The sequence below is a fragment of the Cellulosimicrobium sp. I38E genome (assembly GCF_001647255.1).
Lineage (GTDB): Bacteria > Actinomycetota > Actinomycetes > Actinomycetales > Cellulomonadaceae > Cellulosimicrobium > Cellulosimicrobium cellulans_E.
The window spans coordinates 1-23,195 of the sequence record NZ_LUAZ01000055.1; the positions used below are offsets into that span (position 1 = coordinate 1).

Annotated in this window: 25 protein-coding genes and 1 tRNA gene; 11 read left to right on the plus strand and 15 right to left on the minus strand. The window is 73.3% G+C overall.

Going from position 1 to position 23,195, the window contains the following annotated elements; genetic code table 11:
• Positions 1-48: 48 nt before the first annotated feature.
• The 3 genes from A0J59_RS16540 to A0J59_RS16550 form a co-directional block, all read right to left on the minus strand.
• Positions 49-915, minus strand: a complete 867-nt coding sequence (locus A0J59_RS16540) for a glycerophosphodiester phosphodiesterase (RefSeq protein ID WP_082919125.1) — start codon at positions 913-915, stop codon at positions 49-51.
• 91 nt (positions 916-1,006) lie between these two features.
• Positions 1,007-1,570, minus strand: coding sequence for a TIGR03086 family metal-binding protein (locus A0J59_RS16545; RefSeq protein WP_064316841.1), 564 nt, complete (start codon positions 1,568-1,570; stop codon positions 1,007-1,009).
• Between the two features lie 150 nt (positions 1,571-1,720).
• Entirely contained in the window at positions 1,721-2,779 is a 1,059-nt protein-coding gene (locus tag A0J59_RS16550) for a 2,3-butanediol dehydrogenase (protein ID WP_064316842.1), read from the minus strand.
• 351 nt (positions 2,780-3,130) lie between these two features.
• Here A0J59_RS16550 and A0J59_RS16555 point away from each other — a divergent pair, with 351 nt between their 5' ends.
• Positions 3,131-4,276 carry a VanZ family protein gene (locus A0J59_RS16555; RefSeq protein WP_172820076.1) on the plus strand — a complete coding sequence of 382 codons (1,146 nt, stop codon included), beginning with the start codon at positions 3,131-3,133 and terminating at the stop codon, positions 4,274-4,276.
• On the opposite strand, the gene A0J59_RS16560 is transcribed toward A0J59_RS16555, so the two are convergent.
• The gene (locus tag A0J59_RS16560) at positions 4,263-4,445 is read right to left on the minus strand and encodes a hypothetical protein (RefSeq protein WP_144425422.1); all 183 of its coding nucleotides are present in this window, start codon (positions 4,443-4,445) and stop codon (positions 4,263-4,265) included. The genes A0J59_RS16555 and A0J59_RS16560 overlap by 14 nt on opposite strands.
• Before the next feature lie 210 nt (positions 4,446-4,655).
• On the opposite strand from A0J59_RS16560, the gene A0J59_RS16565 reads away from it, so the two are divergent.
• Both A0J59_RS16565 and A0J59_RS16570 read left to right on the plus strand, forming a co-directional pair.
• On the plus strand, positions 4,656-6,269 hold the full coding sequence (locus A0J59_RS16565) for a class I SAM-dependent methyltransferase (protein WP_064316856.1): 1,614 nt from the start codon (positions 4,656-4,658) through the stop codon (positions 6,267-6,269).
• 40 nt (positions 6,270-6,309) lie between these two features.
• Entirely contained in the window at positions 6,310-6,906 is a 597-nt protein-coding gene (locus tag A0J59_RS16570; protein ID WP_047231379.1) for a hypothetical protein, read from the plus strand.
• A gap of 76 nt (positions 6,907-6,982) precedes the next feature.
• Here the strand turns inward: A0J59_RS16570 and A0J59_RS16575 are convergent, their stop codons facing one another.
• The gene (locus A0J59_RS16575; protein WP_047231380.1) at positions 6,983-7,585 is read right to left on the minus strand and encodes a pyridoxamine 5'-phosphate oxidase family protein; all 603 of its coding nucleotides are present in this window, start codon (positions 7,583-7,585) and stop codon (positions 6,983-6,985) included.
• A 48-nt stretch (positions 7,586-7,633) separates the two neighbouring features.
• Here A0J59_RS16575 and A0J59_RS16580 point away from each other — a divergent pair, with 48 nt between their 5' ends.
• On the plus strand, positions 7,634-8,248 hold the full coding sequence (locus tag A0J59_RS16580; protein ID WP_047231381.1) for a DinB family protein: 615 nt from the start codon (positions 7,634-7,636) through the stop codon (positions 8,246-8,248).
• Positions 8,249-8,344: 96 nt separating this feature from the next.
• Here the strand turns inward: A0J59_RS16580 and rlmC are convergent, their stop codons facing one another.
• Positions 8,345-9,469 carry a 23S rRNA (uracil(747)-C(5))-methyltransferase RlmC gene (gene rlmC / locus A0J59_RS16585; RefSeq protein WP_064316843.1) on the minus strand — a complete coding sequence of 375 codons (1,125 nt, stop codon included), beginning with the start codon at positions 9,467-9,469 and terminating at the stop codon, positions 8,345-8,347.
• A 199-nt stretch (positions 9,470-9,668) separates the two neighbouring features.
• Between rlmC and A0J59_RS16590 the strand changes: the two genes are divergently transcribed.
• Complete coding sequence (locus tag A0J59_RS16590; protein ID WP_064316844.1) at positions 9,669-11,318, plus strand: glycoside hydrolase family 64 protein; 1,650 nt, start codon at positions 9,669-9,671, stop codon at positions 11,316-11,318.
• A gap of 85 nt (positions 11,319-11,403) precedes the next feature.
• Here A0J59_RS16590 and A0J59_RS16595 read toward each other — a convergent pair whose 3' ends face one another.
• A complete protein-coding gene (locus A0J59_RS16595; RefSeq protein WP_064316845.1) occupies positions 11,404-11,691 on the minus strand; it encodes a DUF4287 domain-containing protein in 288 nt (95 codons plus the stop codon).
• Positions 11,692-11,764: 73 nt separating this feature from the next.
• On the minus strand, positions 11,765-12,004 hold the full coding sequence (locus A0J59_RS16600; RefSeq protein ID WP_064316846.1) for a three-helix bundle dimerization domain-containing protein: 240 nt from the start codon (positions 12,002-12,004) through the stop codon (positions 11,765-11,767).
• A gap of 121 nt (positions 12,005-12,125) precedes the next feature.
• Here A0J59_RS16600 and A0J59_RS16605 point away from each other — a divergent pair, with 121 nt between their 5' ends.
• Complete coding sequence (locus A0J59_RS16605) at positions 12,126-12,476, plus strand: hypothetical protein (protein ID WP_053369428.1); 351 nt, start codon at positions 12,126-12,128, stop codon at positions 12,474-12,476.
• Between the two features lie 445 nt (positions 12,477-12,921).
• A complete protein-coding gene (locus tag A0J59_RS16615; RefSeq protein ID WP_156533124.1) occupies positions 12,922-13,107 on the plus strand; it encodes a hypothetical protein in 186 nt (61 codons plus the stop codon).
• A 94-nt stretch (positions 13,108-13,201) separates the two neighbouring features.
• Here A0J59_RS16615 and A0J59_RS16620 read toward each other — a convergent pair.
• A tRNA-Lys gene (locus A0J59_RS16620) sits at positions 13,202-13,277 on the minus strand.
• 375 nt (positions 13,278-13,652) lie between these two features.
• Between A0J59_RS16620 and A0J59_RS16625 the strand changes: the two genes are divergently transcribed.
• Positions 13,653-13,934 (plus strand): iron-sulfur cluster assembly accessory protein, encoded by a 282-nt coding sequence (locus A0J59_RS16625; protein ID WP_047231388.1) that lies wholly within the window; start codon positions 13,653-13,655, stop codon positions 13,932-13,934.
• Between the two features lie 130 nt (positions 13,935-14,064).
• Here the strand turns inward: A0J59_RS16625 and A0J59_RS16630 are convergent, their stop codons facing one another.
• The gene (locus A0J59_RS16630) at positions 14,065-14,781 is read right to left on the minus strand and encodes a M50 family metallopeptidase (protein WP_047231596.1); all 717 of its coding nucleotides are present in this window, start codon (positions 14,779-14,781) and stop codon (positions 14,065-14,067) included.
• A 278-nt stretch (positions 14,782-15,059) separates the two neighbouring features.
• On the opposite strand from A0J59_RS16630, the gene A0J59_RS16635 reads away from it, so the two are divergent.
• A complete protein-coding gene (locus tag A0J59_RS16635; RefSeq protein ID WP_064316849.1) occupies positions 15,060-16,568 on the plus strand; it encodes a DEAD/DEAH box helicase in 1,509 nt (502 codons plus the stop codon).
• A 133-nt stretch (positions 16,569-16,701) separates the two neighbouring features.
• Positions 16,702-17,130 (plus strand): peptide-methionine (R)-S-oxide reductase MsrB, encoded by a 429-nt coding sequence (msrB, locus tag A0J59_RS16640; protein ID WP_064316850.1) that lies wholly within the window; start codon positions 16,702-16,704, stop codon positions 17,128-17,130.
• Here the strand turns inward: msrB and A0J59_RS16645 are convergent.
• The 5 genes from A0J59_RS16645 to A0J59_RS16665 form a co-directional block, all read right to left on the minus strand.
• Positions 17,099-17,560, minus strand: a complete 462-nt coding sequence (locus A0J59_RS16645; RefSeq protein ID WP_064316851.1) for a DUF2809 domain-containing protein — start codon at positions 17,558-17,560, stop codon at positions 17,099-17,101. The two genes, msrB and A0J59_RS16645, sit on opposite strands and share 32 nt — an antisense overlap.
• 19 nt (positions 17,561-17,579) lie before the next feature.
• On the minus strand, positions 17,580-18,083 hold the full coding sequence (locus tag A0J59_RS16650; RefSeq protein WP_064316852.1) for a MarR family winged helix-turn-helix transcriptional regulator: 504 nt from the start codon (positions 18,081-18,083) through the stop codon (positions 17,580-17,582).
• A gap of 151 nt (positions 18,084-18,234) precedes the next feature.
• The gene (locus tag A0J59_RS16655; protein ID WP_082140917.1) at positions 18,235-19,941 is read right to left on the minus strand and encodes an MDR family MFS transporter; all 1,707 of its coding nucleotides are present in this window, start codon (positions 19,939-19,941) and stop codon (positions 18,235-18,237) included.
• A 159-nt stretch (positions 19,942-20,100) separates the two neighbouring features.
• On the minus strand, positions 20,101-20,604 hold the full coding sequence (locus tag A0J59_RS16660; protein ID WP_172820077.1) for a MarR family winged helix-turn-helix transcriptional regulator: 504 nt from the start codon (positions 20,602-20,604) through the stop codon (positions 20,101-20,103).
• Positions 20,605-20,778: 174 nt separating this feature from the next.
• Positions 20,779-22,233, minus strand: a complete 1,455-nt coding sequence (locus tag A0J59_RS16665) for a sugar porter family MFS transporter (protein ID WP_047231394.1) — start codon at positions 22,231-22,233, stop codon at positions 20,779-20,781.
• A gap of 263 nt (positions 22,234-22,496) precedes the next feature.
• Between A0J59_RS16665 and A0J59_RS16670 the strand changes: the two genes are divergently transcribed.
• Positions 22,497-23,096 carry a hypothetical protein gene (locus tag A0J59_RS16670; RefSeq protein ID WP_047231598.1) on the plus strand — a complete coding sequence of 200 codons (600 nt, stop codon included), beginning with the start codon at positions 22,497-22,499 and terminating at the stop codon, positions 23,094-23,096.
• Positions 23,097-23,195: the final 99 nt, after the last annotated feature.

The window sequence follows — 23,195 nt, forward strand, 5'->3', positions numbered from 1 at the left end:
GGCCGGGAGGGGTGGGGAGCGGACCAGGCGTGGGCGTCGGGGTGGCGCTCATCCGTCCACGCTAGGGCGACCGTGCGCGCTCCACCCGTCGAACCGCGCGTCGAGCCAGCCGACGAGCCGGTCGGGGCGGTCGGTCATGATGGCGTCGACGCCCTGGGTGAGGAGGTCGTCCCACTCGTCGCTCGTGTTCGCGGTCCAGACGTGCACCCGCAGCCCGGCGCCGCGGAGCGTCTCGACCAGGCCCGGTTCGTGCGCGAGGAGCGCGACCTCCGGGTTGCAGGCCACGACCCCCAGGTCCGCGCACACCTCGACGAGCTCAGCGAGGCTGTCCGGGTGCAGCGCGAGCAGCAGCGCGCGGTCGAGGTGGCCCGCGGCGTCGCGCAGCGCCGCGACCGTGGGCGGCCAGAACGACTGCACGACCACCCGGTCCGCGATCCCCGCGTCGTCGACCTGCTGCGTCACGAGCACGACGTCCTCGACCGGCCACACGCCCTTGAGCTCGACGAGCAGCCCGATGCCCGGGCGTGCGACGGCGAACCGCGTGACCTCCGCGAACGTCGGGACGCGCTGGCCCGCGAACGCGCGCGAGAACGACGACCCGGCGTCGAGCTCCCGGACCTGGGACAGCGTGAGCCCGTCCACGCGGCCGGTCCCGTCCGTCGTCTCGTCGACCACGTCGTCGTGCAGGACGACCACCTGGCGGTCCGCCGTGAGGTGCACGTCGAGCTCGATCGCGTCGGCACCTGCGCGCCACGCGGCCTCGAACGCCGCGAGCGTGTTCTGCGGCGCCACGGACGAGTTGCCGCGGTGCCCGACGACGAGCGGGCGGCCACCGCGGTCGGCGGCGGGCCGGAGCAGGGGAGACGGGTGCGTCGTGCGCTGGTCCGGGGAGCGACCCGGAGAGGTGGGCGGCATGGGGCCAGTCTCGCGCGCGACCCGCGCGGTCGTCCTGCCGGGCCCGCCGCCGGGCGGACCGTTCCGCGAACGTTCACCCGGCGTGCGACCGTCAGCGGCGGCGGCCCGTGAGCGCGAGGAGGTGCGTGAGGTCGTCGGCGCCGTCGTCGACGTCGAGCGGGCCGCGGAACAGCGGGCCCGGCTCGAGGAACGTCGAGCGGGACTCGGCGTAGTGCAGCGCCCACGCGACCAGCGCGGGCTCGCCCGTCTCGTCCGCCCCGACGGCGCGGGCCAGGTCCCACGCGTGCACCACGAGGTCGAACGTCATCTGGGCGCAGTACTCCGCGCCCGACTCGTCGCCGTAGGACAGGTGCACGCGGCGGTCCAGGGCGTCGGGTGCGAGGAACGCCTCGCGGGCCTCGACGGACGCGTCGACCCACCGGTCCACCGGGTCGTCGCCGAGCACGTCGCCCTCGAAGACGGTGCCGACGTCCTCGATCCAGCGCCCGGCGAGCAGCTCGGGCGCCCAGAGCTGCTCGGCCGTGACGTGGTTGACGAGGTCGCGCGCGGTCCAGTCGGCGTCCGGGGTGGGCAGCACCCATTGGTCGTCGCGCAGCGGGCGGACGAGCGCGTCGAACGCGCCGATCGCGTCGCCGTGGGCGGCGAGGACGTCCATGCGCACCTCCCGGGGCTTGAGCCTCCACCGTGGCACGCCGGACCGCGCGCCGCAGGTCGAGCGCGGGCAGGCGGAGCGGTCCCCTCGGCACCCCGGTCGAGCAGCGCGGCCCGCGGCCCCCGGGGACGGTGGGGGCCGCGGGCCGCCGTCTCACACCGACACGACGATCTTCACGTGGTCGTCCTTGTGGTCGATGAGCTCTCGGTACCCCTTCTCCACGACGTCCTCGACGGCGATGCGGCTCGTGACGAACGGGGCGAGGTCGACCTTGCCCTCCTGGACGAGCCGGATGACTGCCGGGTGGTCGTCCGCGTACCCGATGGCGCCCTTGATGGTGAGCTCGCGCAGCAGCACCGTCATGACGTCGAGGGTCGGCGGCGCGGAGAACAGCGCGACGATCTGCAGCGTCCCGCCCGCCTTGAGCGCGTGGGTCAGGGTGTCGAGCACCGGCTGCGCGCCCGAGCACTCGATCGCCACGTCCGCGCCCCGGCCGTCGGTGAGCTCGAGGACGCGCGCGGCGACGTCGACCTCGCGCGGGTCGAGCACGTCGTCGGCCACCCCGGTCTCGAGGGCCTTGGCCTTGCGCGCCCCGCTCACCTCCGTGACGACCGCGCGCGCCCCGATCGCGTGCAGCACGGCGCACGTGAGCAGGCCGATCGGCCCCGCGCCGCCGACGAGCACGGTGTCGCCCGCCTTGGCACCGGACAGCCGGACCCCGTGGTACGCGACCGCGAGCGGCTCGATGAGCGCCGCCTGGTCCAGCGGGACGTCGCCGACGGGGTGCACCCACCGCCGCTCGACGACGATGTGCTCGGACAGCCCGCCGCCCCGCCCGGAGATGCCGATGAACCCCATCTTCACGCACGCGTTGTAGAGGCCGTCGCGGCACGGCGGGCACTCGCCGCACACCATGAACGGCTCGACGACGACCGCGTCCCCGACCGCGAGCCCCTCGACGCCCTCGCCGAGCTCCTCGACGACCCCGGAGAACTCGTGGCCGAAGACGACGGGCAGCGTCTCGCCCGACAGCGGGTGCGGCTGCGTCTCGGACGGCGCCGGCGGGAACGGGCCCTCGAGGTAGAGGTGGAGGTCGGACCCGCAGATCCCCGTCCACGCGGGCCGGATCTTCACGGTCCCCGGCCGGGTCTCGGGCTCCGGGACGTCCTCGATCCGGAGGTCTTCCTTGCCGTGGTACCGCGCCGCCTTCATCGTCCTCACCTCGTCCGTCGGGCCGCGCGCACCGCTCGGTGCGCGGCGGGCGGTCCCCGGACCGGTCCTCGGTGAGACCTCGGCGGGCCGTGGCGACCGACCGCACCTCCACGGTAGGTCGGGGTTCGACCGTCACGCCGCGCCGAAGGTCCTCACCGGCGGGGCCGGTCGTCGTCGGTGCTCGCCCGGGAGGCGTGGAGCGTTGTGCCGGAGCGAGGTGCCGGAGCGCGCCGGAGCGAGGTGTCGCGACGAGACGCCGGTGCGCGGTGCGGGGGGAGCCGACCCGATACTGGAGCGCGTGACGAGTACCCGCACCCGCCGACCTGTCCCCGAGCCCGCCGGGGGGCGCGCGTGATCGACCGGTGGACATGGCCGGCGTACGTCGGCGTGATCGGCGGTGCGCTGCTCTTCGCGGCGTTCCTCGTGCCCGCGCTCGCGTGGCAGTCGCGCCGGTACGGCGGGCTGAGCGGCCGACGCCTGATCGGTGCCGCGGCCGTCGCCATCTACGGGGTGGCCCTCGTCGCGTACACGCTCCTGCCGCTCCCGAGCGGGGACCTCGCCGAGTGGTGCGCCCAGTACGGCGTCGCCGGCGCCGAGCTCGTGCCGTTCCACTCGCTCGCCGACATCCGTCGCGACACCGCGGGCCTCGGCCCCGGCGCTACCCTGCGCAGCGCGGCCGTGCTCCAGGTCGTGTTCAACGTCGTGCTGTTCGTCCCGTGGGGACTCCTCGTGCGGCGCTACCTCGGGCGCGGCGTCGTCGTCGCGACGCTCTCCGGGCTGGCTGCGTCGGTGCTCATCGAGACGACGCAGTACACCGGCATCTTCGGGCTCATCCCGTGCTCGTACCGGGTGGCCGACGTGGACGACGTGCTGACCAACACGCTCGGAGCGTTCCTCGGGGCGCTCGCGGCCCCGCTCCTGCTGCGGTGGATGCCGCGCGCGGCGGAGCTCGAGGCGCGCCGCGAGGAGGCGCGGGCGGTGACCGTCTGGCGCCGCTGGCTGGGGATGCTGCTCGACGCGCTGCTCGTCACCGCGCTGGGCGTCGTGCTCCAGGTGGCCTACCGCACGGTGCTCTTCGCGCTCGGGCAGCCCCTCCCCGACGGGTCGGACTGGCCGCAGTGGCTGCTCGGCACGCTGGTCCCGTTCGTGCTCGTGTTCGTGGTGCCGACGTTCCTCGGCAGCGGCGCGTCGTGGGGGCAGCGGACCGTGTGGCTCGCGCCGCGCTGGGGAGGCCGTCCCGGCACGACGGCGCAGCGCGTGGCCCGCGCGGCGGCCGGGGGCGCGCTGTGGGGAGCGCTGGGCCTGCTCTCCGACCTGCCGACGGACGTCCCGACGGCGCTCGCGGTCGCGGGCGACGTGGCCGCGCCGGTCGCGTGGCTGTTCGCCGTGGTGTCGGTCGTCGCGGTCCCGTTCACGCGCGGACGGCGTGGGCTCTCCGGGGTGGTGTCCGGTGCGGAGGTCGTCGACGCGCGGGGGACGGCGCTCAGTCCTGCGTGAGGAGCCCGACGGTCAGGGCGATCGCGCCCCAGATCACGAGGCCCCCGCCGACGGCGATGGCCATCCCGTTCGCCCCGGTGGACCCGGCTCGGCGCACGCCGCGGGCGGCCGTCGCGGCGATCGCGAGGCCGGACACGACGAGCACAGCCCCTGCCACGATCCAGAACATCGCGGACACCGTCCCATACGTCCCCTGTGCTCCGCATCGTGGACGGTCGTCCAGGATCGTCCGATCGGGGAGCGCTCGCCCACCTGCACCCCGTCGACCTGCGGGTTCTCTGGTCGGCGGGCTTCACGGAGAGCGAACACACCGACGGCGGCGTGTGCCGAGCCGTGAGACGGCTTGCACCGAGGCGCGGTCACCCCGCACGGTGTGCGGGTGCACCCGACCCCCGACGGCACCCCCGTCCGCCGTGTCCTGTTCCCGGGCCGTCACCACGTCGTCACGCGCTACCAGGTCGACTACCTCCGGGCGCTGCGTGCCGGGCTCGTCCGCGACCTCGACGGGCGCCGCGTGCGCTGCGCCCCGGACGTCGAGGTCGTCTGGGTCGTCACGTCCGCGAACCATGCGGGCACCCGCCGCAACCCGCTGCCGGGCCACCGTCGCGAGGCGCTCGTCGAGAACGTCACCACCCGGGAGGGGCTCGCGTCCGTCGTCGTCCCCGTGCCCGACGTCGCGCCGGACGACCGGTTCGCGCACCTCGTCGTGACGAGCGTCGCGACGGCGACCGGGATCGCGCCCGACCCCGCCGACACCGTCGTCGCGTGCTCGACCCCGGCGCTCGTCGACGCCTACCGCGCGCTCGGCTACCGCGTCGCGGGCGTGGAGCTCGACGCCGCCGAGCCCGGCGGGGAGCCGCCCGCCCGGCCGTGGGACGTCGTCGAGCAGATCGCCGCGGGGGACGAACGCTGGCGAGAGGTCGCGCACCCGGCCGTGCCCGGGTTCTACGCGCGCTACCGGTTCGTCGACGACGTGCGGCGGATCTTCGCCGACCCGGTCGTCGCCGGCGACGGCGACCTCACCTCGACGCGCGACTACCGCACGTACGCCGCCGCGTTCGAGGACGCGTCGGCGCGCAAGTGGGCCCAGGTGGCGCCGCACGTGCGGCCCGGCCGGATCGTCGACATCGGCTGCGCGACCGGCGGCCTGCTCGAGCACGTCGCGCGCGAGCCGCGCCTGCACGAGTCGGACCTGTTCGGGGTCGACGTCGCGCGGCACCTCGTCGCCGAGGCCGAGCACAAGAAGGCGCAGGGCGCGTTCGCGAACCCGCACGTCTGGTTCGTGCAGGCCAACATCCTCGACCGGTCCGTGATGCCCGACGCGACCGTCGACACCACCCTGACGATCGCGCTCACGCACGAGGTGTCGTCGTACGGCGCGGGTGTCCGCGACGTCGAGACCTTCGCGCGCCGCGTCCACGCCCACACCCGACCCGGTGGCGTGTGGATCAACTCGGACGTGTGCGGTCCTGCCGAGCCGGACCGCGTCGTCGTGCTCACGCTGCGGACCGACGACGGCGCCGCGGCCGCCGGGGACGGGCCCGGCGGGGCGCGCACGGACCTCGACGACCTCGCGCGCGCGGACGTCGCTTCCTGGGTCGGGGCGCTGTCCACCGACGCCCGGCTCGTTCAGTTCGCGTACGACTTCCCGCGCCTGTCCGGCGCCGCGTTCGCGCCCGAACGGCTCGGCCCCGGGTCGTGGCGGCTCACGCTGCGCGAGGCCATGGAGTTCCTGACCCGCAAGGACTACGTCGACAACTGGCTGTCCGAGTGCCACGAGCGGTTCTGCGACCTCAGCGGCCCGCGGTGGGCGGACCTGCTCGCGGACGCCGGCTTCGAGCTCGAGCCGGGCAGCGGCGCGTGGCGCAACGAGTGGGTCGTCGAGCACGCCCTCGCGCCCGTCGCCGCGCTGCACGACGCCGCGACCGGCGAGCCCGTCGACTGGCCCGACACCCACGTCCTCACCGTCGCCCGCCGCCCCGAGCTCGCCTGATCCCACCCGACCGGGGCCGCGCCGTCGTACGCTCGGAGGCGTGCTCCTCGACGCCCGCACGCTGCGCGGCCTCCAGGACGGGACCGTGACCCTCGCGTTCCGCCGCTGGACGACGCCGCGCGTGAAGGTCGGGACGCTCCAGCGGACGCGGATCGGGGTCGTCGAGGTGACGTCGGTCGAGCGCGTACCCGTCGCCCCGGACGGCGAGCCGCAGGTGTCCGACGACGACGCGCGGCTCGCGGGCATGGCCTCCCCGGAGCGCGTGCTCGCCCGCGGCGCGGCGCGCGAGGGCGACCTGTACCGCGTGGGCATCCGGCTCGCGGGGCCCGACCCGCGCGTCGCGCTGCGCGAGGACGCCGACCTGGACGCGGCCGCCGTCGAGCAGATCCGTGCGAGCCTCGCGCGCAAGGACCGCGCCGCCGCCGCGCCGTGGACCCGGCAGTACCTCGAGCTGGTCGCGGCGAACGAGGGCGTCGTCGCGCGGGAGCTCGCCGCAGGACTGGGGATGGCGCGCGACGACTTCAAGGTGCGCGTGCGCCGGCTCAAGGAGCTCGGCCTCACCGAGAGCCTCGACGTCGGCTACCGCCTCTCCCCGCGCGGCCGGGCCTACCTCGACGCGACGGCGCCCGGCACGTGACGGACCATCGGACCGTCGGCACCTGCTCGCGCAGTCGCGCGACGACGCGCCGGCAGGTGGCGGACGCCTCGACCCGTCAGCGAGAGGTCGCGCTCGACCGCGACGACGTGCTGACAGGTGCGGCGGGCTCGCCGATCGCCGGGAGGCCGTCGATGCTCGTGGAGTTCTTGGTGACCCGGTAGTCGTCGAGCTGCTCGGGCGTCTTGCGACCGGCCCAGCGGTCGAGCAGGTCGCGGTCCTCGACGAGCTCGAGGTGCGGGACGGAGAACCCGCACGAGTCGGAGACGCGCGTGACGTCGACGACGACGATCCCGCGCTGCCCGGCGGTCTCCGCCTTGGCGAAGTGCCCGCGCAGCGCGTCGAACTCCTCGCTCCCGGCCTCGACGTATCGGCCGGTGCCGTGGAACCGGACGATGTTGGGCGGCCCGGCGAACGCGCAGAACATCACGACGATCCGGCCGTTCTCCCGCAGGTGCGCGGGAGCCTCCGCGCCCGACCCGGTGTAGTCGAGGTAGGCGACGCGGTGCGGGTCGAGCACGACGAACGTGCCCGCCATGCCTTTGGGCGAGACGTTGACGTGGCCGTCCGCCGCGAGCGGGGCGGTACCGACGAAGAACACGGGCTGCGCGAGGACGAACGATGCCAGCCGGTCGGTGATCTCTGCGTGCACGGTGCCCATGGGCCGAGTCTGGCACCGCCGTGGGAGGGCGGGAGTAGCGTCCGAGGGATGGGCGCCACGACACCTCCGGACCTCGACCCCAAGGCAACGCTGCAGCGCTACCTCACGCGCGAGCGGGAGGTGCTGCTGGCGCGAGCGGAGGGCCTGGGCGAGCACGACGTGCGTCGTCCGCTCACCCGGACGGGCACCAACCTGCTCGGTCTCGTGAAGCACGTCGCGAGCGTGCAGGTCGGGTACCTGCACGAGGCCTTCGGCCGCACGCACGACCTGAACCTGCCCTGGTTCGCCGACGACGCCGAGGTCAACGCGGACATGTGGGCCACGGCGGACGAGTCGCGCGAGGAGATCCTCGAGCTCTTCCGCCGCTCGTCGGCGCTGTGCGACGCGACCGTGGCCGAGCTCGAGCTCGACGCGCGCGGCGAGGTGCCGTGGTGGCCGCCGGAGCGTCGGGAGATCACGCTGTTCCTCGCGCTCGTCCACGTGCTCGACGAGGTGGCGCACCACGCCGGCCACGCCGACATCGTCCGCGAGCTCGTCGACGGCGCGGCGGGTGACGATCGCGGCAACCTGCCCGCGCTCGACGACGACGAGTGGACGGCCTACCGCGAGCGGCTGGAGACCTCCGCCGTCGAGGCCGCGCGCCGCGCAGGCGAGCGACCCTGACCGCGAGCTCGACCCGCCCGTCGCCAGATCGGCCTTCGGAGGGTCGATCTCGGCCGCACGGGTCGATCTCGGAGCAGCGTTGCCCCGACGCCGCGGTCAGCCGCGTTCGAGGAGGACCGCGACCTCGTAGTGCGACGTCTGCGGGAACATGTCGAGCACACGCGCGGCCCGCGGGCGCAGCGACGGCATGAGCGCGAGGTCGCGCGCGAGCGACGTCGCGTTGCAGCTCGAGTAGACGACGTGCCCGACGCCGGACTCCTCGAGCCACGTGCTGAGCGTCTCCCCGATCCCGCGACGTGGCGGGTTGACGACGACGAGGTCCGGCACGTCCTGCCGCGACAGCGCGAACGCCGTCGCGTCCTGGGCCAGGAACGTCGTGCGGTCGAGGCCGGCGTCCCGCGCGGTGAGCCGCGCGCTCGCCACCGCCTCGGCGCTCGTCTCGACACCGACGACGTCCCGGTCCGGACCGGCGACGTGCAGCGCGAACCCGCCCACCCCGCAGTAGAGGTCCCAGACCGTGGCGGGCGCGGCGTCGTCCACCCACTCGCGGCCCTGGCGGTAGAGCGCGGCGGCGACGTCGGTGTTGGTCTGGAAGAAGCTCTGCGGGCGCAGGTGCAGGTCGATCCCGTTGACGCGCATGCGCAGCGTCTCGGCGTCCGTGAGGAGGATCTCCGTCTCGCCCTCGACCACGGCCTTGTGCTCGGGGTGCAGGTTCGCGGAGACGACGCGGAGCGACGGCAGGGCGTCGAGCAGGCTCGGCAGGTGCTTGCGGACCCGGGGGAGCGACTCCGTGGATCGGAGGACGAACCGCGCCATGAGGTCGCCGTCGGGGGAGAGCGTGACCAGCAGGTACTTGAGCTCGCCGCGGCGCGCGCGCACGTCGTAGGGGACGAGCCGCGCGCGCGTCACGAACTCCGCGAACGCCGGGAACGACGCCTGGAGCGCGGCCGGGTAGAGCGGGCAGTCGGTGAGGTCGACGCCGCCGCCCTCGCCGAGGATGCCGAGCACCGGGGCGTCCGTCGTGCCCGTGATGACCATCTTCGCCTTGTTGCGGAAGCCCGACTCCGCGGACTCGACGGTGGGCAGCCAGGTCAGGTCGGGCGCGAGCGGCGCGAGGAGGTCGGCGCAGTGCTCCTGCTTGCCGGTGAGCTGCGCCGGGTACGCCAGCTCGAGGAGGCTGCACGACCGGCACCGGCCGGCGTCGTAGTGGTGGCACTGCACTCGTTCGAGTCTAGGTGCCACGCGAGCACGGGCGCTGTGGACCTGTGCGGCGAGGTCGTGGGAGCGCTCCCTGGCGTCCGTGGCATCCGTCCGCTACGGTCGTGGCAGCGCTCCCACGCCGGTGTGGGACGGCGCTGTCGCCGGGCCGGTCCGGCGAGTGCGGTGACGACGAAGTAACCGAACAAGGAGCAGATCCGGCATGAATCTCGACAGGCGGAGAAGAAGCAGACGAGCGTGGGCCGCGCTGTGCGCGGCGGTCCTCGCGGTGAGCGGGGCGGTCGTCGGTGCGGCGGCCCCCGCGAGCGCGGTCCCGGCGACCATCCCGCTCACGATCACCAACGACTCGGGCAAGGGGCCGATCTACCTGTACGTCCTCGGCGAGCGCGACGGCGTCGCCGGCTGGGCCGACGCGGGCGGCACGTTCCACCCGTGGCCCGGCGGGGTCGGGCCCGTGCCCGTCCCGGCACCCGACGCGTCGATCGCGGGTCCCGGGCCCGGCCAGTCCGTGACGATCCAGCTCCCGAAGCTGTCCGGGCGCGTCTACTACTCGTACGGCCAGAAGATGACGTTCCAGATCGTGCTGGACGGGCGCCTCGTGCAGCCCGCGGTCCAGAACGACTCCGACCCCAACCGGAACATCCTCTTCAACTGGACCGAGTACACGCTCAACGACAACGGGCTGTGGATCAACAGCACGCAGGTGGACCACTGGTCCGCGCCGTACCAGGTGGGCGTCAAGCGCGCCGACGGGCAGGTCCTCAGCACGGGCATGCTCAAGCCGAACGGTTACGAGGCGTTCTACACGGCCCTCGAGAGCGCGGGGTGGGGCGGGCTCGTGCAGCGCGCCCCCGACGGGAGCCGCCTGCGCGCGCTCAACCCGTCGCACGGGATCGACGTCGGCAAGATCTCCTCGGCGTCGATCGACTCGTACGTCACCGAGGTGTGGAACTCCTACCGCACGCGCGACATGGTGATCACGCCGTTCTCCCACGAGCCCGGGACGCAGTTCCGCGGCCGGGTCGACGGCGACTGGTTCCGGTTCAGGAACGGCTCCGGGCAGGAGGTCGCGGCCTTCAAGAAGCCCGACGCGTCGAGCGTCTACGGGTGCCACAAGGACCTCCAGGCGCCGAACGACCACGTCGTCGGGCCCATCGCCCGCACGCTGTGCGCCGCGCTCGTGCGCACCACGGCGCTGAGCAACCCGAACCAGCCCGACGCGAGCAACGCCGGCTTCTACCAGGACGCCCGGACCAACGTCTACGCCAAGCTCGCGCACCAGCAGATGGCGAACGGCAAGGCGTACGCGTTCGCGTTCGACGACGTCGGCGCGCACGAGTCGCTCGTCCACGACGGCAACCCGCAGGCCGCGTACATCAAGCTCGACCCGTTCACGGGCACCGCGACGCCTCTCGGCGACGGAGGAGGCGGCACCGAGCAGCCGAACCCCGGCGGCGGGCTGCCGACCGGCACCGGGACGATCCGCGCCGGCACCGCGCTGTGCCTCGACGTGCCGTGGGCGGACCCGACCGACACCAACCAGGTCCAGCTCGCGACCTGCAGCGGCAACGCGGCGCAGCAGTGGACGCGCGGGTCCGACGGAACCGTGCGGGCGCTGGGCAAGTGCCTCGACGTCGCCCGCAGCGGGACCGCGGACGGTACCGTCATCTGGATCTACACGTGCAACGGGACGGGCGCCCAGAAGTGGGTCTACGACTCCGGCACCCAGGCGCTGCGCAACCCGCAGTCCGGCAAGTGCCTCGACGCCCAGGGCGGCGCGCCGCTCCGCGACGGCCAGAAGGTCCAGCTCTGGACGTGCAACCAGACCGAGGCCCAGCGCTGGTCGTTCTGACCCCGCCCGGTCCCTGACCTGGAAGCACGTCCGGTGCCCGACGCCGCCCGCTCGCGGGACGTCGTCGGGCACCGGTGCGCGCAGGTCAGGCGGGCTTGGTCGCCTTGCCGTCGAGCCACAGGGTGTCGGACTCGTCGCGATGCGTGCCGTCTGACCCCACATGCTTCGAGGAGATCTGCGGCCCCTTGGTGATGACGTGCACGATCGCCATGCCGTGCCCGCGCCCCAGGCCATAGTCGTCCTTGAGCCACTCGAGGATCGGCGTGGCCTTCGTGGACTCGTCGAACCCGCGCTCGTGCGCGAGGTCGACCAGCTGGCGCGGGGTGAGGCCGGTCTTGTCCTCGACCGCGTCGAGATAGGCCTGGAAGGACATGCGTGCTCCTCGTCGTCGGGGGCGGGCCGCTCGACCCGCCGGTGAACCTACCGACGGTCGCCCACACGCCGACTCATCGGTCGGGCGGCGGCGACCTCCGTGCGGGCCGGGGCGGTCGGCTGCCCGACCGGAGCACGTCCGTCACCGCGTTCTCCACGAGCACCGGCACGAAGTCGCGGACGTGCGCGGTCTGGTACCGCCCGAGCTCCGCGAGCACCTGGTCGCGCACGTCGTCCACCGGCACCTCCGGGAAGCGCGCACTGATCCGCTCGACCACGACGTCGATCTCGCGGTCCTCGTCCTCGATCGCCATGACCCGACGCTCCGGCCCCGCGGCGCGGCGTACAACCAACAGCGGATGAACACACGGCGCACGCGACGCGCCGCCCGGCGCCAGTATCGGTTCCTCTGCACCCGGTACGCTCGGGCAACCGATGTGGACGATCCTCGTGCTGTGCGCGTTCCTCGCACTCCTGGTCGCCGCGGTGTGGCCGGCGGTGCAGCGCCGTGGTGCCCCCGGTCGCCGGTCCCGCACCGTTCTCGCCGCCACGACCGCCGTGCTCGTGCTGGTCCTGATGCTCGTGACCGTGGCGCCTCGCGACGTCACCGACGACGGACAGCGGTACACGTGCATCGAGGAGCCCCTCGGCGGGCTGAACCCGCTGTCGTCCGACGCGACCGACGCATGCGTCCAGGCCAACTGGACCGTGATCGCCGTCGTGCTGCTCGGGTGCGCGGTCCTGGTGGCCCTGGAGCATCTCGTCCTCCGCCGTCGCGCCCGATGATGCGGCGAAAGGTCCGATTGCGGGTGCGGGCCGTCCCGGAAGCGACGCCTCGCGGTGGTCGCGGGGGCGTCCTATGACTCCCCGGCACCTGGAGCCCCAGCGGCGATCGACCCGCCTCGGTCGTCAGCTTCTCGACTGGTCTGCCGTCGCGTACCGATGGGTGGACGGACTGCCGTGGGAGCGGCTGTGGCTGCGACCGGTGTTGCTCGTGGCGTTGCTTCTCCTGGCGTCGTCTTGCGGCGGCGCTCTCGGGAGTGTCGCCATGTTGCTGGGCGTACCGGTCGAGCCGTGGTTCTGGTGGGGGTTCGCGCTCCCGGTGGTCGCGGTGACGCTCTTCGGGCTCTACGCCCTGTGTGGGTGGCTGTCCGCGCTGGATCGATCCGGGGCGCGGTGGGGTACTCATCGGTGAGGTCCGGGCAGGGCTGTGGCGTGAAAGAGTGTGCCCGTGCTCGTCGATGTCCTGCTGCTGCTCGCGCTGGTCACGGCGCTGCTCGCTGCGGTGCTCCTGCGCTCGGCCTACGTGGTCACGCAGGACCCACGACTGCGTCGTTCGCTCGCGACCTGGGGTTGGCCCCTTGCCGCGGCAGCCGTGGTTCTCGGTCTCGTGGTGCTGGCCCTCGACGGCGCGTAAGCCCGCCATGTCCGCAGGTCGAAAGAGGCTTTGGGGGTGAACATCGGCCTGCGGCGAACCAGCGCCCCGCAGATCGTTGCGATTCCCATGGTCGTGGTGGGCCCCGTGGGGTTCGAACCCACAACCTACGGATTAAAAGTCCGCAGCTCTGCCAGTTGAGCTAGAGGCCCTGGACGCCGACCAGCGCCCACGCACAGGCTACCCGCGGGCCGAGTCGGCAGTTCGCATCGACGTCGGCAGCCCTGGTCGAGATCGGCAACCCGGCTCGCCGATCTGGGCAGGAGCTGCCGAACTCGCTCCGAAGGCCCGCTGTGCGCGCGGGCGCGGACCCTACGTGGGTCATGGAGCGCTGTCACGCGCAGTCTTGCTCCGTGAGAAATTCGGTGAGAAACGGGCGATTCGCTTGCGAGCGGCGCGCGTTCTTGTTTCGGTGGAGTGGACCGAGGAGCCCGCGGGAGGGTGCACCGACGGCAGGTCACGCCGGCCAGGCGTGGGCCGCACGGACGTGTCCCGCAGGGTTCCGCCCGGCGACGAGAGGAGCTCTCGTGCTCACCCTGACCGACAACGCCCGTACCGCTGTCCACGACCTGCAGACCCAGGCCGGTGTCCCCGAGGGAGGCGGTCTGCGGATCGCCGAGTCCGCGGACCAGGCGGGCAGCTTCGAGCTCGCGCTCGTGCCCGCCCCGCAGCCCGACGACACGGTCGTCGAGGACGGCGAGGCGAAGGTGTTCGTGGAGTCCGCCACGGCCCCGACGCTCTCGAACCTCACGCTCGACACGGACCCGAACGCGCAGGGCCCGGCGTTCGTCCTGACTCCTCAGGGCTGACCCACCAGTTCTACCGGCGCCCGCGCCGGACGATCTCGACGACGCGTCCTCCTCCTCCAGGCGCGTCCTCGGTCGCACGACGGGCCGTCCGCTCCGGCGGGCGGCCCGTCGTCGTGTCCGGGAGGTCGGCTCAGGCCGCCGGACCCACGATCCACGACCCGCCGAGCACCGCCGCGCCGAGCGTGACAACGAGGAACACCCCGACCCAGAACAGCCCGGGCACGTGCGTGAGCCGCGCGAGGATGTCGGCGTCGGACGTCGCCGCCCGTCCGCGCGACCGCTCGCTCTGCAGCTCGAGCACCGGCCGGACCGCGCCGAGCAGCAGGAACCACGTCACCGCGTAGGCGACGGCGCTCTGCACGTCGGGCGACGCCCACCACGACACGCCGACCAGCGCGGCGCCCGTGACGAGCACCGACCACAGCCCGAACCAGTTGCGGATCTGCAGCAGCATGAGGGCGAGCAGCACGACGAGCAGCCACAGCAGCCCGACGGCGTAGCCCTGTCGCAGGAGCGCGGCGGCGCCGAGCCCGATGAGGCCCGGGCCGACGTAGCCCATGAACGCCGTGAGGATCATGCCGAACCCGCGGGGCCGGCCCGACGAGACGGTGAGCCCGGACGTGTCGGAGTGCAGCCGGATGCCCGAGAGGCGCCGGCCGGTGAGCAGCGCGGCGAGCGCGTGCGACGCCTCGTGCGCGATCGTCACGACGTGCCGCGCGACGCGCCAGACCGGCGTGACGAGCACGACCGCCAGGGCGAGCGCGCCCATCGCCACGACGACGGCGGTCGCCGGGGGAGCGACGGGCGTCGTCGCGGCCTCCCACACCCGCCCGACGACGTCCCCCACGGAGGAGGCGACGTCGCCCCCCGAGGTGGTGCCGCCGTCGGACAGCACGGCTCGGGCTACGGCGAGGGAGGGCGTCAGCGCGGGCACGCGCGCCATTCCACCACAGCCTGCTGTGCCCGCGGACGACGCGACGAGACGCACCTCACCCGTGCTCCGGCGTCGGGCATGAGACACTGGAGGTACGAGGGCAGCGCGATCCCGCGCGCCCCGCGTCGTGGAGATCCCCCCGGATTGCGTGCGGCGGACCCCGACCTTGAGCCCCGAGAGGCCCATCACCTGTGACTTCCTTTGCCGATTTCGGCCTGCCCACCCCTGTCGTGCGCGAGCTCTCGCGCCAGGGCATCGACTCCCCGTTCCCGATCCAGACCGCCACGCTGCCCGACTCGCTGAAGGGCCGTGACGTCCTCGGCCGCGGCCGCACGGGCTCCGGCAAGACGCTCGCGTTCTCGCTGCCGACCGTCTCGCGCCTGTCGTGGGCCAAGTCGTCGCGCCAGCCGCGCCGACCCCGCGCCCTCGTGCTGTGCCCGACGCGCGAGCTCGCCAACCAGATCAACGCCACGATGGAGCCGGTCGCCAAGGCGCTCGGCCTCGTGACGACGACGATCTTCGGCGGCGTCGCGCAGTCGCGCCAGGTCGCCGCGCTCGACAAGGGCGTGGACATCGTCATCGCGTGCCCCGGCCGCCTCGAGGACCTCCTCAACCAGCGCCTGCTCACGCTCGACGCCATCGAGATCACCGTGCTCGACGAGGCCGACCACATGGCCGACCTCGGGTTCCTGCCCGGCGTGAAGCGCATCATGGACAAGACCCCCAAGCAGGGGCAGCGCATGCTGTTCTCCGCGACGCTCGACAACGGCGTGGACCAGCTCGTCAAGCGCTACCTCAGCAACCCGGTGCGCCACTCGGTGGACGACGCCGCGGCCGCGCCCCCGCAGATGACGCACCACATCCTCGCGGTGCGCGACGCGGACGCGAAGAAGCAGATCGTGCACGAGCTCGCGTCGGGCACCGGCCGCCGCGTCCTGTTCATGCGCACCAAGCACCAGGCGAAGAAGCTCGCGAAGCAGCTCACCGCGGCGGGCGTGCCCGCCGTCGACCTGCACGGCAACCTCGGCCAGGGCGCGCGCGAGCGCAACCTCGAGGCGTTCTCCTCGGGCGCGGTGAAGGTGCTCGTCGCGACGGACATCGCGGCGCGCGGCATCCACGTCGACGACGTCGAGCTCGTCGTGCACGTCGACCCGCCGGCCGAGCACAAGGCGTACCTGCACCGCTCGGGCCGCACCGCGCGCGCCGGGTCGGAGGGCGTCGTCGTCACCGTCATGCTCCCGGAGCAGCGCGGCGACGTGCGCGACCTCACGCGCAAGGCGAAGATCACGGCTCAGCCGAAGCCCGTCGCCCCCGGCGACGCGACGATCAAGGGCCTCGTCGGCGAGGTCGCGGCGTACGTGCGCCCGGCGGACATCACGCCGCCCCAGACGCAGGCGAAGCGTGGCACCACGTCCACCAACGGCGGGTCGCGCGCGTCGCGCCGCAACCGTGGCGGTCAGGGTGGCGGTCGTCCCGCGGCCCAGGGCGCCGGTCAGGGCACGACGGCGCAGCGCGGCCAGGGCGGTCAGCGCCCGGCGGGTGCGGGTCGTCCCGAGGGCGGCCGGGACGGACGCGGCGCCTCGAGCACCGGGAACAGCGCGGCGGGTCAGGGCGGCGGCCGTCGTCGCGGCGGCCGCGGTCGCGCGCAGCGCCCCGCCGGCGGTTCGGGCACGGTCTACTCGACCTCCACCCCGCGCTGACGCCCCCCAACGCTGAGTGCATGAGATAGTCGCGGTCGAACCGATTCGGCCGCGACTATTTCATGCACTCAGCGGGTGGGTGTGGCGGGAACACCGGGGCTCTGCTCGCGGTTGGGATCGTCGGAGGTGGATCATGACCAGCCAGACCCACGAGAACCAGCCCTACGACGTCGTGAAGACCGACGCCGAGTGGCGTGCCGAGCTGTCCCCGCAGGAGTTCGCCGTGCTGCGGCAGGCGGGGACGGAGCGCGCCTGGACGGGCGAGCTGCTCGACGAGAAGCGCGTCGGCGTCTACGCGTGTCGCGCGTGCGGCAACGAGCTGTTCCGCTCGGACACCAAGTTCGACTCGCACTGCGGGTGGCCGAGCTTCTTCAGCCCGCTCGCGGGCGACCGCGTCGAGCTCCTCACCGACCGCAGCCACGGCATGGTGCGCACGGAGGTGCGCTGCGCGCGCTGCGGCTCGCACCTGGGCCACGTGTTCGACGACGCGCCCCAGACCCCGACGGGCGACCGGTTCTGCATGAACTCGGTCAGCCTGACCTTCCAGGCCGGCGAGGAGTGACCGACCGGGCGACGGCCCACGTGTCGACCGCGCACGCGAGGCCGACGCCCACGAGATAGCAGACCAGGTCCCGCACCGCGAACGTGCTGCCCAGCAGCCACGCCGCGGGCGGGACCGCGTCGTTCACGGCGGCGGCCAGCCCCGTTGCCTGGAGCGCCTCGACCGCCCAGCACCAGCCGAGCGCGAGCGAGCCCGCGACGAGCGGGCGGGTGCGCGCGAGCACGAGGACCACGAGCACGTAGGTCGCGACGGCGTAGAGGACGTCACCGCCGACGTCCCCCCACGGGTCGGGCACGCGCGTCGCGACGAGGAACCCCGCGAGCACGACGGCCCCGAGCACCAGGGCGACGACGAGGCGCCGTCGGCGGGGCCGCGTGGGTACCGGCGAGACACCGGGGCGGGGCGAGCGCGCGCCGTCGGGCGCCGTCACGCGAGGTCAGCGCGAGGCGTCACCGGTTCGCGGCCCAGCGCACGACGTCGTCGGAGTAGCGGTGCAGCAGCGCCGCGAGCGTCGCGACGTCGGCGCGGTCCCAGCCCTCGAGCGCCTCCGTGATCGAGATGACCCGGCCGCTGTGCGCGGCGTGGAGCCGGGCCTCGCCGTCGGGCGTGAGCGTGATGAGCTGGCCGCGCGAGTCGTCGGGGTCGACCTCGCGCGCGACGAGGCCCAGGGCGTGGAGCCTGCTGAGCTGGCGCGAGATCGTCGCGCGCCCGACGCCGAAGTGCGCGGCGAGGTCCGACCCGCGGATCCCGGGGTGGTCGGCGATGTGCGCGAGGAGCGGGTACGCGCTCGCCTCGAGGTCCGGGTGGATCCGGCGCGCCATGGCGGTCGCCGCCGCACCGCCGCGGCGCAGGAGGACCCGCAGCTCGCGTTCGAGGTCGACGTACGCGACGTCCGGCTCGGCGTCGCGGGTGGCGTCGGGAACGGTGCGGGTGGGAGCGGTCTCGGCGGGCACACGCCCATCATGACGCCCGGGACGGCACGCGGTCACGCTCGTCCGGAAAACCTCACCCGCTGGACGACCGACCAACACGCTGAATGCATGAAACAAGCGGCCCCGAACCGATTCGAGACCGCCTGTTCCATGCACTCGCGTGCGGGGTGGGTCAGCGCGAGGAGCGCGTCCCCGCCTCGTCGACGACGCCCGCGGGCTCGTACGCCTCGAGGAGCGTCGACTCCGTCTCCTCGGCCGGCGTCACACGGCCCGGGGTCGCGTCGACCGGGGCGTCCGAGCCGAGCAGGGCCGCCTCCTTCTCGAGGCGCTCCTGCAGGCCGGTCTTGGTGCCGAGCGGCACCTCCTTGAGGAACGACACCGCGATCAGCGCGACGAGCGCGAGCGGCACGGCGACGAGGAAGATCTCGGCGATGCCGTCGCCGTAGGACTTCTCGACGAGGTCCTTGATCGGCGCGGGCAGGGTCGAGACGTCGGGTACGGCGTTGCCGCCGCCCATCGAGTCGGCCGGGATGCCGAGCTTGGTCAGGCCGTCCTGGATCGACGTCGTGACCTTGGTCGCGAGCACCGCACCGAGCACGGAGACGCCGATCGCGCCGCCCAGGCTGCGGAAGAACGCGACGGTCGAGGTGCCGGCGCCCATCTCGTCCACGTCGAGCGTGTTCTGCACGGCGAGCACGAGGTTCTGCATGAGCATGCCCATGCTGACGCCGAGGAAGAACAGGTAGACGCTGATGAGCGTGAAGCTCGTGTGGTAGTCGATCGTCGACAGCGCGAACAGCGACGCCACGAGGACCGCGCCACCCGTCACCATGAAGGCCTTGTAGCGGCCGTAGCGCGTGATGAGCTGACCGAACAGGGTCGACGCGACGAACGTGCCGACGATCATCGGGATCGTCAGGAGACCCGACTCGGTCGGGGTCTTGCCGCGCGCCACCTGCATGTACTGGCTGAGGAACACGGCGGTGCCGAACATCGCGACGCCCACGGCGACCGAGGCGACGACCGCGAGGACGAACGTGCGGTTCTTGAACAGGTGCAGCGGGATGAGCGGCTCGGGGGTCACGCGCTCGACGAGCACGGCACCGACGAGCGCGAGGACCGCGCCGCCGACCATCGCGAAGGTCTGCCACGAGAGCCACTCGAAGTTCTGCCCGGCGAACGTCACCCACAGCAGGAGCGAGGAGACGCCGGCGCTGATGAGGATCGCGCCCCAGTAGTCGATCCGGACGACGCGGCGCGCGACCTTCGGCAGGTGCAGCGTGCGCTGGAGCACGATGATCGCGGCGATCGCGAACGGCAGCCCGACGAAGAAGTTGAGGCGCCAGCTCACGGCGTCCGTGAGCACGCCGCCCAGGAGCGGGCCACCGATCTGGCTGACGGCCATGATGCCGCCCATGAGGCCCATGAACTTGCCGCGCTCGCGCGGCGAGATGATGTCCGTGATGAGCACCGTGGCGAGCGCCATGAGGCCGCCCGCGCCGATGCCCTGGAACGCGCGGAGCGCGATGAGCGTGCCGACGTTCTGCGACAGGCCGGCGAGCGCCGAGGAGACGACCGCGACGACGAGCGCGACCTGGATGAGGACCTTGCGGTTGGTGAGGTCGGCGAGCTTGCCCCAGATCGGGGTCGAGATCGTCATGGCGAGCAGGGTCGAGGTGACGACCCAGGTGTAGGACGACTGCGAGCCGTCCAGGTCGCTGACGATCTTGGGGAGCGAGCTCGAGACGATCGAGCTCGCGAGGATCGCGACGAACATGCCGAGGAGGATCCCGGAGAGGGACTCCATGACCTCGCGACGGGTCATGGACGTCTCGGTCCCGCCGGGCGGGGCGGTGCGTTCTGGAGTGGTGCTGGTCATGAGGCGCTGAGTTCCTTCTGCTCACGGGGCCGTGTCGGAGCGGCCGTGTCGTGCGGCGGTGTCGTGGGGCGGTGTCAGGTGGTCGTGGCCGGTCGCGCGGCGGCGCGGTCGGCGGTCGAGGGCGTGCCCGACGGCGGTGGTGCCGCCGGGCGCCGTCGGTCACCCGGTCGTGCGGGGAGCGTCGTGGCCGGCGACGACCGCCGCGGCGACGCGCTCGATGTGGCGCGTGGCCTCGACGATCTCGTCGTCGTGCCACTCGGCGAACGTCGTGGCGGCCAGGGCGTCGATGTGCTCGTAGGCCCGCAGGACGAGCGTCCGCCCGTCCTCGGTGAGCTCGACGGTCCGGGCGCGCCGGTCGTCGTCGTCCACCGTGCGGCGGACGAGGCCCTCGTCGACCAGGTGGCTCACCTGGCGGCTGGCCACGGACAGGTCGACGCGGAGCCTCGCGGCGACGTCCCCGAGCTGGACGGGGCCGCACCGCTGGAGCATGCGGAGCAGGCCGAACGACGACCGCGGGATGTCGAGGTCGCGCGCGATGCGGACGGCCGACTCGCGCTGCGCGCGGGCCAGCTCGTCGAGCGCGCGGATGAGGCCCGCCGCGGGGGACGGGTCGGGCGCGAGCTCGGGGGCCGCGGTGGTCGCGGAGGGGGTGATGACGGGCACGAGTACTCCTTGGTTGCTGCAGGCAAGCATACGCCTTGCAGTTGCTGTCAGCAACCATTGTCCGGAGCAAGGAATTCCCGGGGCGTCCCGTCGAGGCTCGAGACGGCCGAACCCGGGGTCCGTCCTCACCCGGCGTGTGCCGTGAGGACCGACCCCGGGTCCGGGACGAACGCGTCAGTGCGCGGCGCGACCCACGCGCTCGTCGCCCATGTCCTCGAGCTCCACGCCCTTGGTCTCCGGGACCTTGCTGAAGACGAAGACGAACGACAGCGCAGCGAAGATCGCGTACATGAGGTAGGGGATCGAGGCGCCGAACGCCGACAGCATCGGCGGGAACGTGAGGGTGATCGCGAAGTTGGCGAGCCACTGCGCCATCGCCGCGACGCCGAGCGCGGCCGCGCGGATGCGGTTCGGGAACATCTCGCCCAGCAGCACCCAGACGAGCGGCCCCCACGAGGCCCCGAAGAACACGACGAACGCGTTCGCGGCGACCAGGGCGATGGGGCCCCACGGGTCGGGCAGCGTGATGTTGTCCCCGCTCCCGCTGGACTGCGTGAAGGCGAGCGCCATGATGCCCAGCGAGAGCGTCATGCCCGCCGAGCCGATGAGCAGGATCGGGCGACGGCCCACCTTGTCCACGAGCGCGATCGCGATGAACGTCACCGCGACGTTCGTCACGGACGTGATCGTCGAGACGAGGAACGACTGGCTCTCGTCGAACCCGACCGCCTGCCACAGCGTCGTCGAGTAGTAGAAGATCACGTTGATCCCGACGAACTGCTGGAACACCGAGAGCAGGATGCCGACCCACACGATCGGCTTGAGCCCGAACGTCGAGCCCTTGAGCGTCCCCTCCTGGGCGTTCTTCTCGTCGACCGCGATCGAGCGGTGGATCTGCGCGATGCGGTCGTCGACGTCCTCCTCGGGTCCGAGCACCGACTCCAGCACGGCGCGCGCCTCGTCGTCACGACCCTTCGCCACGAGGTAGCGCGGGGACTCGGGGATCCGCAGGGCGAGGATGCCGTAGACGGCCGCCGGGATCACGCACACGAGGAACATCCACCGCCACGCCTCCCACCCGAACCACAGCTCGTTGGCGGCTCCGCCGGCGGTCTCGGCGAGGAGCTGGTCCGACAGCAGGGCCGCGAAGATGCCGACCGTGATCGCGAGCTGCTGCAGCGACCCCATGCGGCCACGCAGGCGGGCCGGCGCGATCTCGGCGATGTACGCCGGTGCGATGACGGACGCGATACCGATGCCGACACCGGCCATGAAGCGCCAGATCGCGAGGTCGAAGGCCGACCAGGCGATCGCGGACAGGATCGAGGAGACGAAGAACAGGATGGCGCCGAACACCATCACGCGCGTGCGGCCCCAGCGGTCGGCCAGCTTGCCGCCCGACCACGCGCCGAGCGCGCAGCCCAGGAGGGCGATCGCGACGACGAGACCGGTGACCGCGGAGTCGAGGTCGAACTGCCCCTCGATCGCGGCGACGGCACCGTTGATCACGGAGCTGTCGAAGCCGAAGAGGAAGCCGCCGACCGCGGCGGCGACGGCCAGACCGATGGCCTTGCGGTGGGCGCTGCGTGCGCTCACGGTCCCGTGACCTGCTGCGTCGCTGCTCGACATCTCTCCTCCGCTCCTTCCGGAGCCGGTAGGAGGCCCCTTTCGTCACTGTAGGACGGGGTGCTCGCGGTGGCGCGGTGAACGGGGTGCGGCGAACGTCACGCGCGCGGGCCGGGGCGCGCAGGGTCGTTCGGGGCGCCGCGCCGGTGCGACCGCCCCCGCGCCGGGTGGAGACTGGGCGCGTGCCCGACGACGCCTCCACCACCCCCGGACCCCGGCCCGACCCCGGCCGGTCCGACCGCACGCAACGCCCCCGCCGCCCGGCGATGCTCGACCCGCGCGACGCCGACGAGCTCCCCGGCGAGCTCGACCCCGCGCTGCGCGACCAGGTCGCGCACACCACCGCGCACGCGATCGTGCACCGCGCGCGCGACACCGAGGACCCCCAGGTCGTCGAGCGGCTGGTCCACCTCGTCGAGACCGAGGGGCTCGACGTCGTCGCCGGCCTGTGGTCCGACGCGGCGCCGAACTCCCTGCCGGGCGCGCTCTGGCGGCTCTACGTGCTGCGCGAATGGGTGCGCCGCGACCCGCAGACGGTGGCGCTGCGCTACCGGCTCGGGGTCGACGCCGCGCCGGTCCACGAGGCCATCGCCGGCGTGCCACGGCCGCCCGGGCCCCAGGACGTGCGCGACCTCGCCGACGCCGTGCTCTCCGGCGTGTTCACCGGCGACCTCGCTGTCGCGCTCGAGCGTGCCGGGTCGTTCTGCCGGATCCTCGCGACCGGCGCCGCGTTCGACGCCGACGCCCGGGAGGTCGCCGACCCGGACGGCGCGCTCCGCATGACTCGCGGGGCGGGCTCTCTGCTCCGTACCGCGCAAGAGCTCGAGCACGCCGCCGAGCTCTGGCGCGCCGACCGCCTCGATTGACCCTCCTGCGGCCGCCCGGCTGCCGAGGGAGAACCCCGGTCGCGCGAGGTAGAGCCGTGGTTCTTGGGTACGACGGCGCGTGGACGGGTTGGGTGGGCG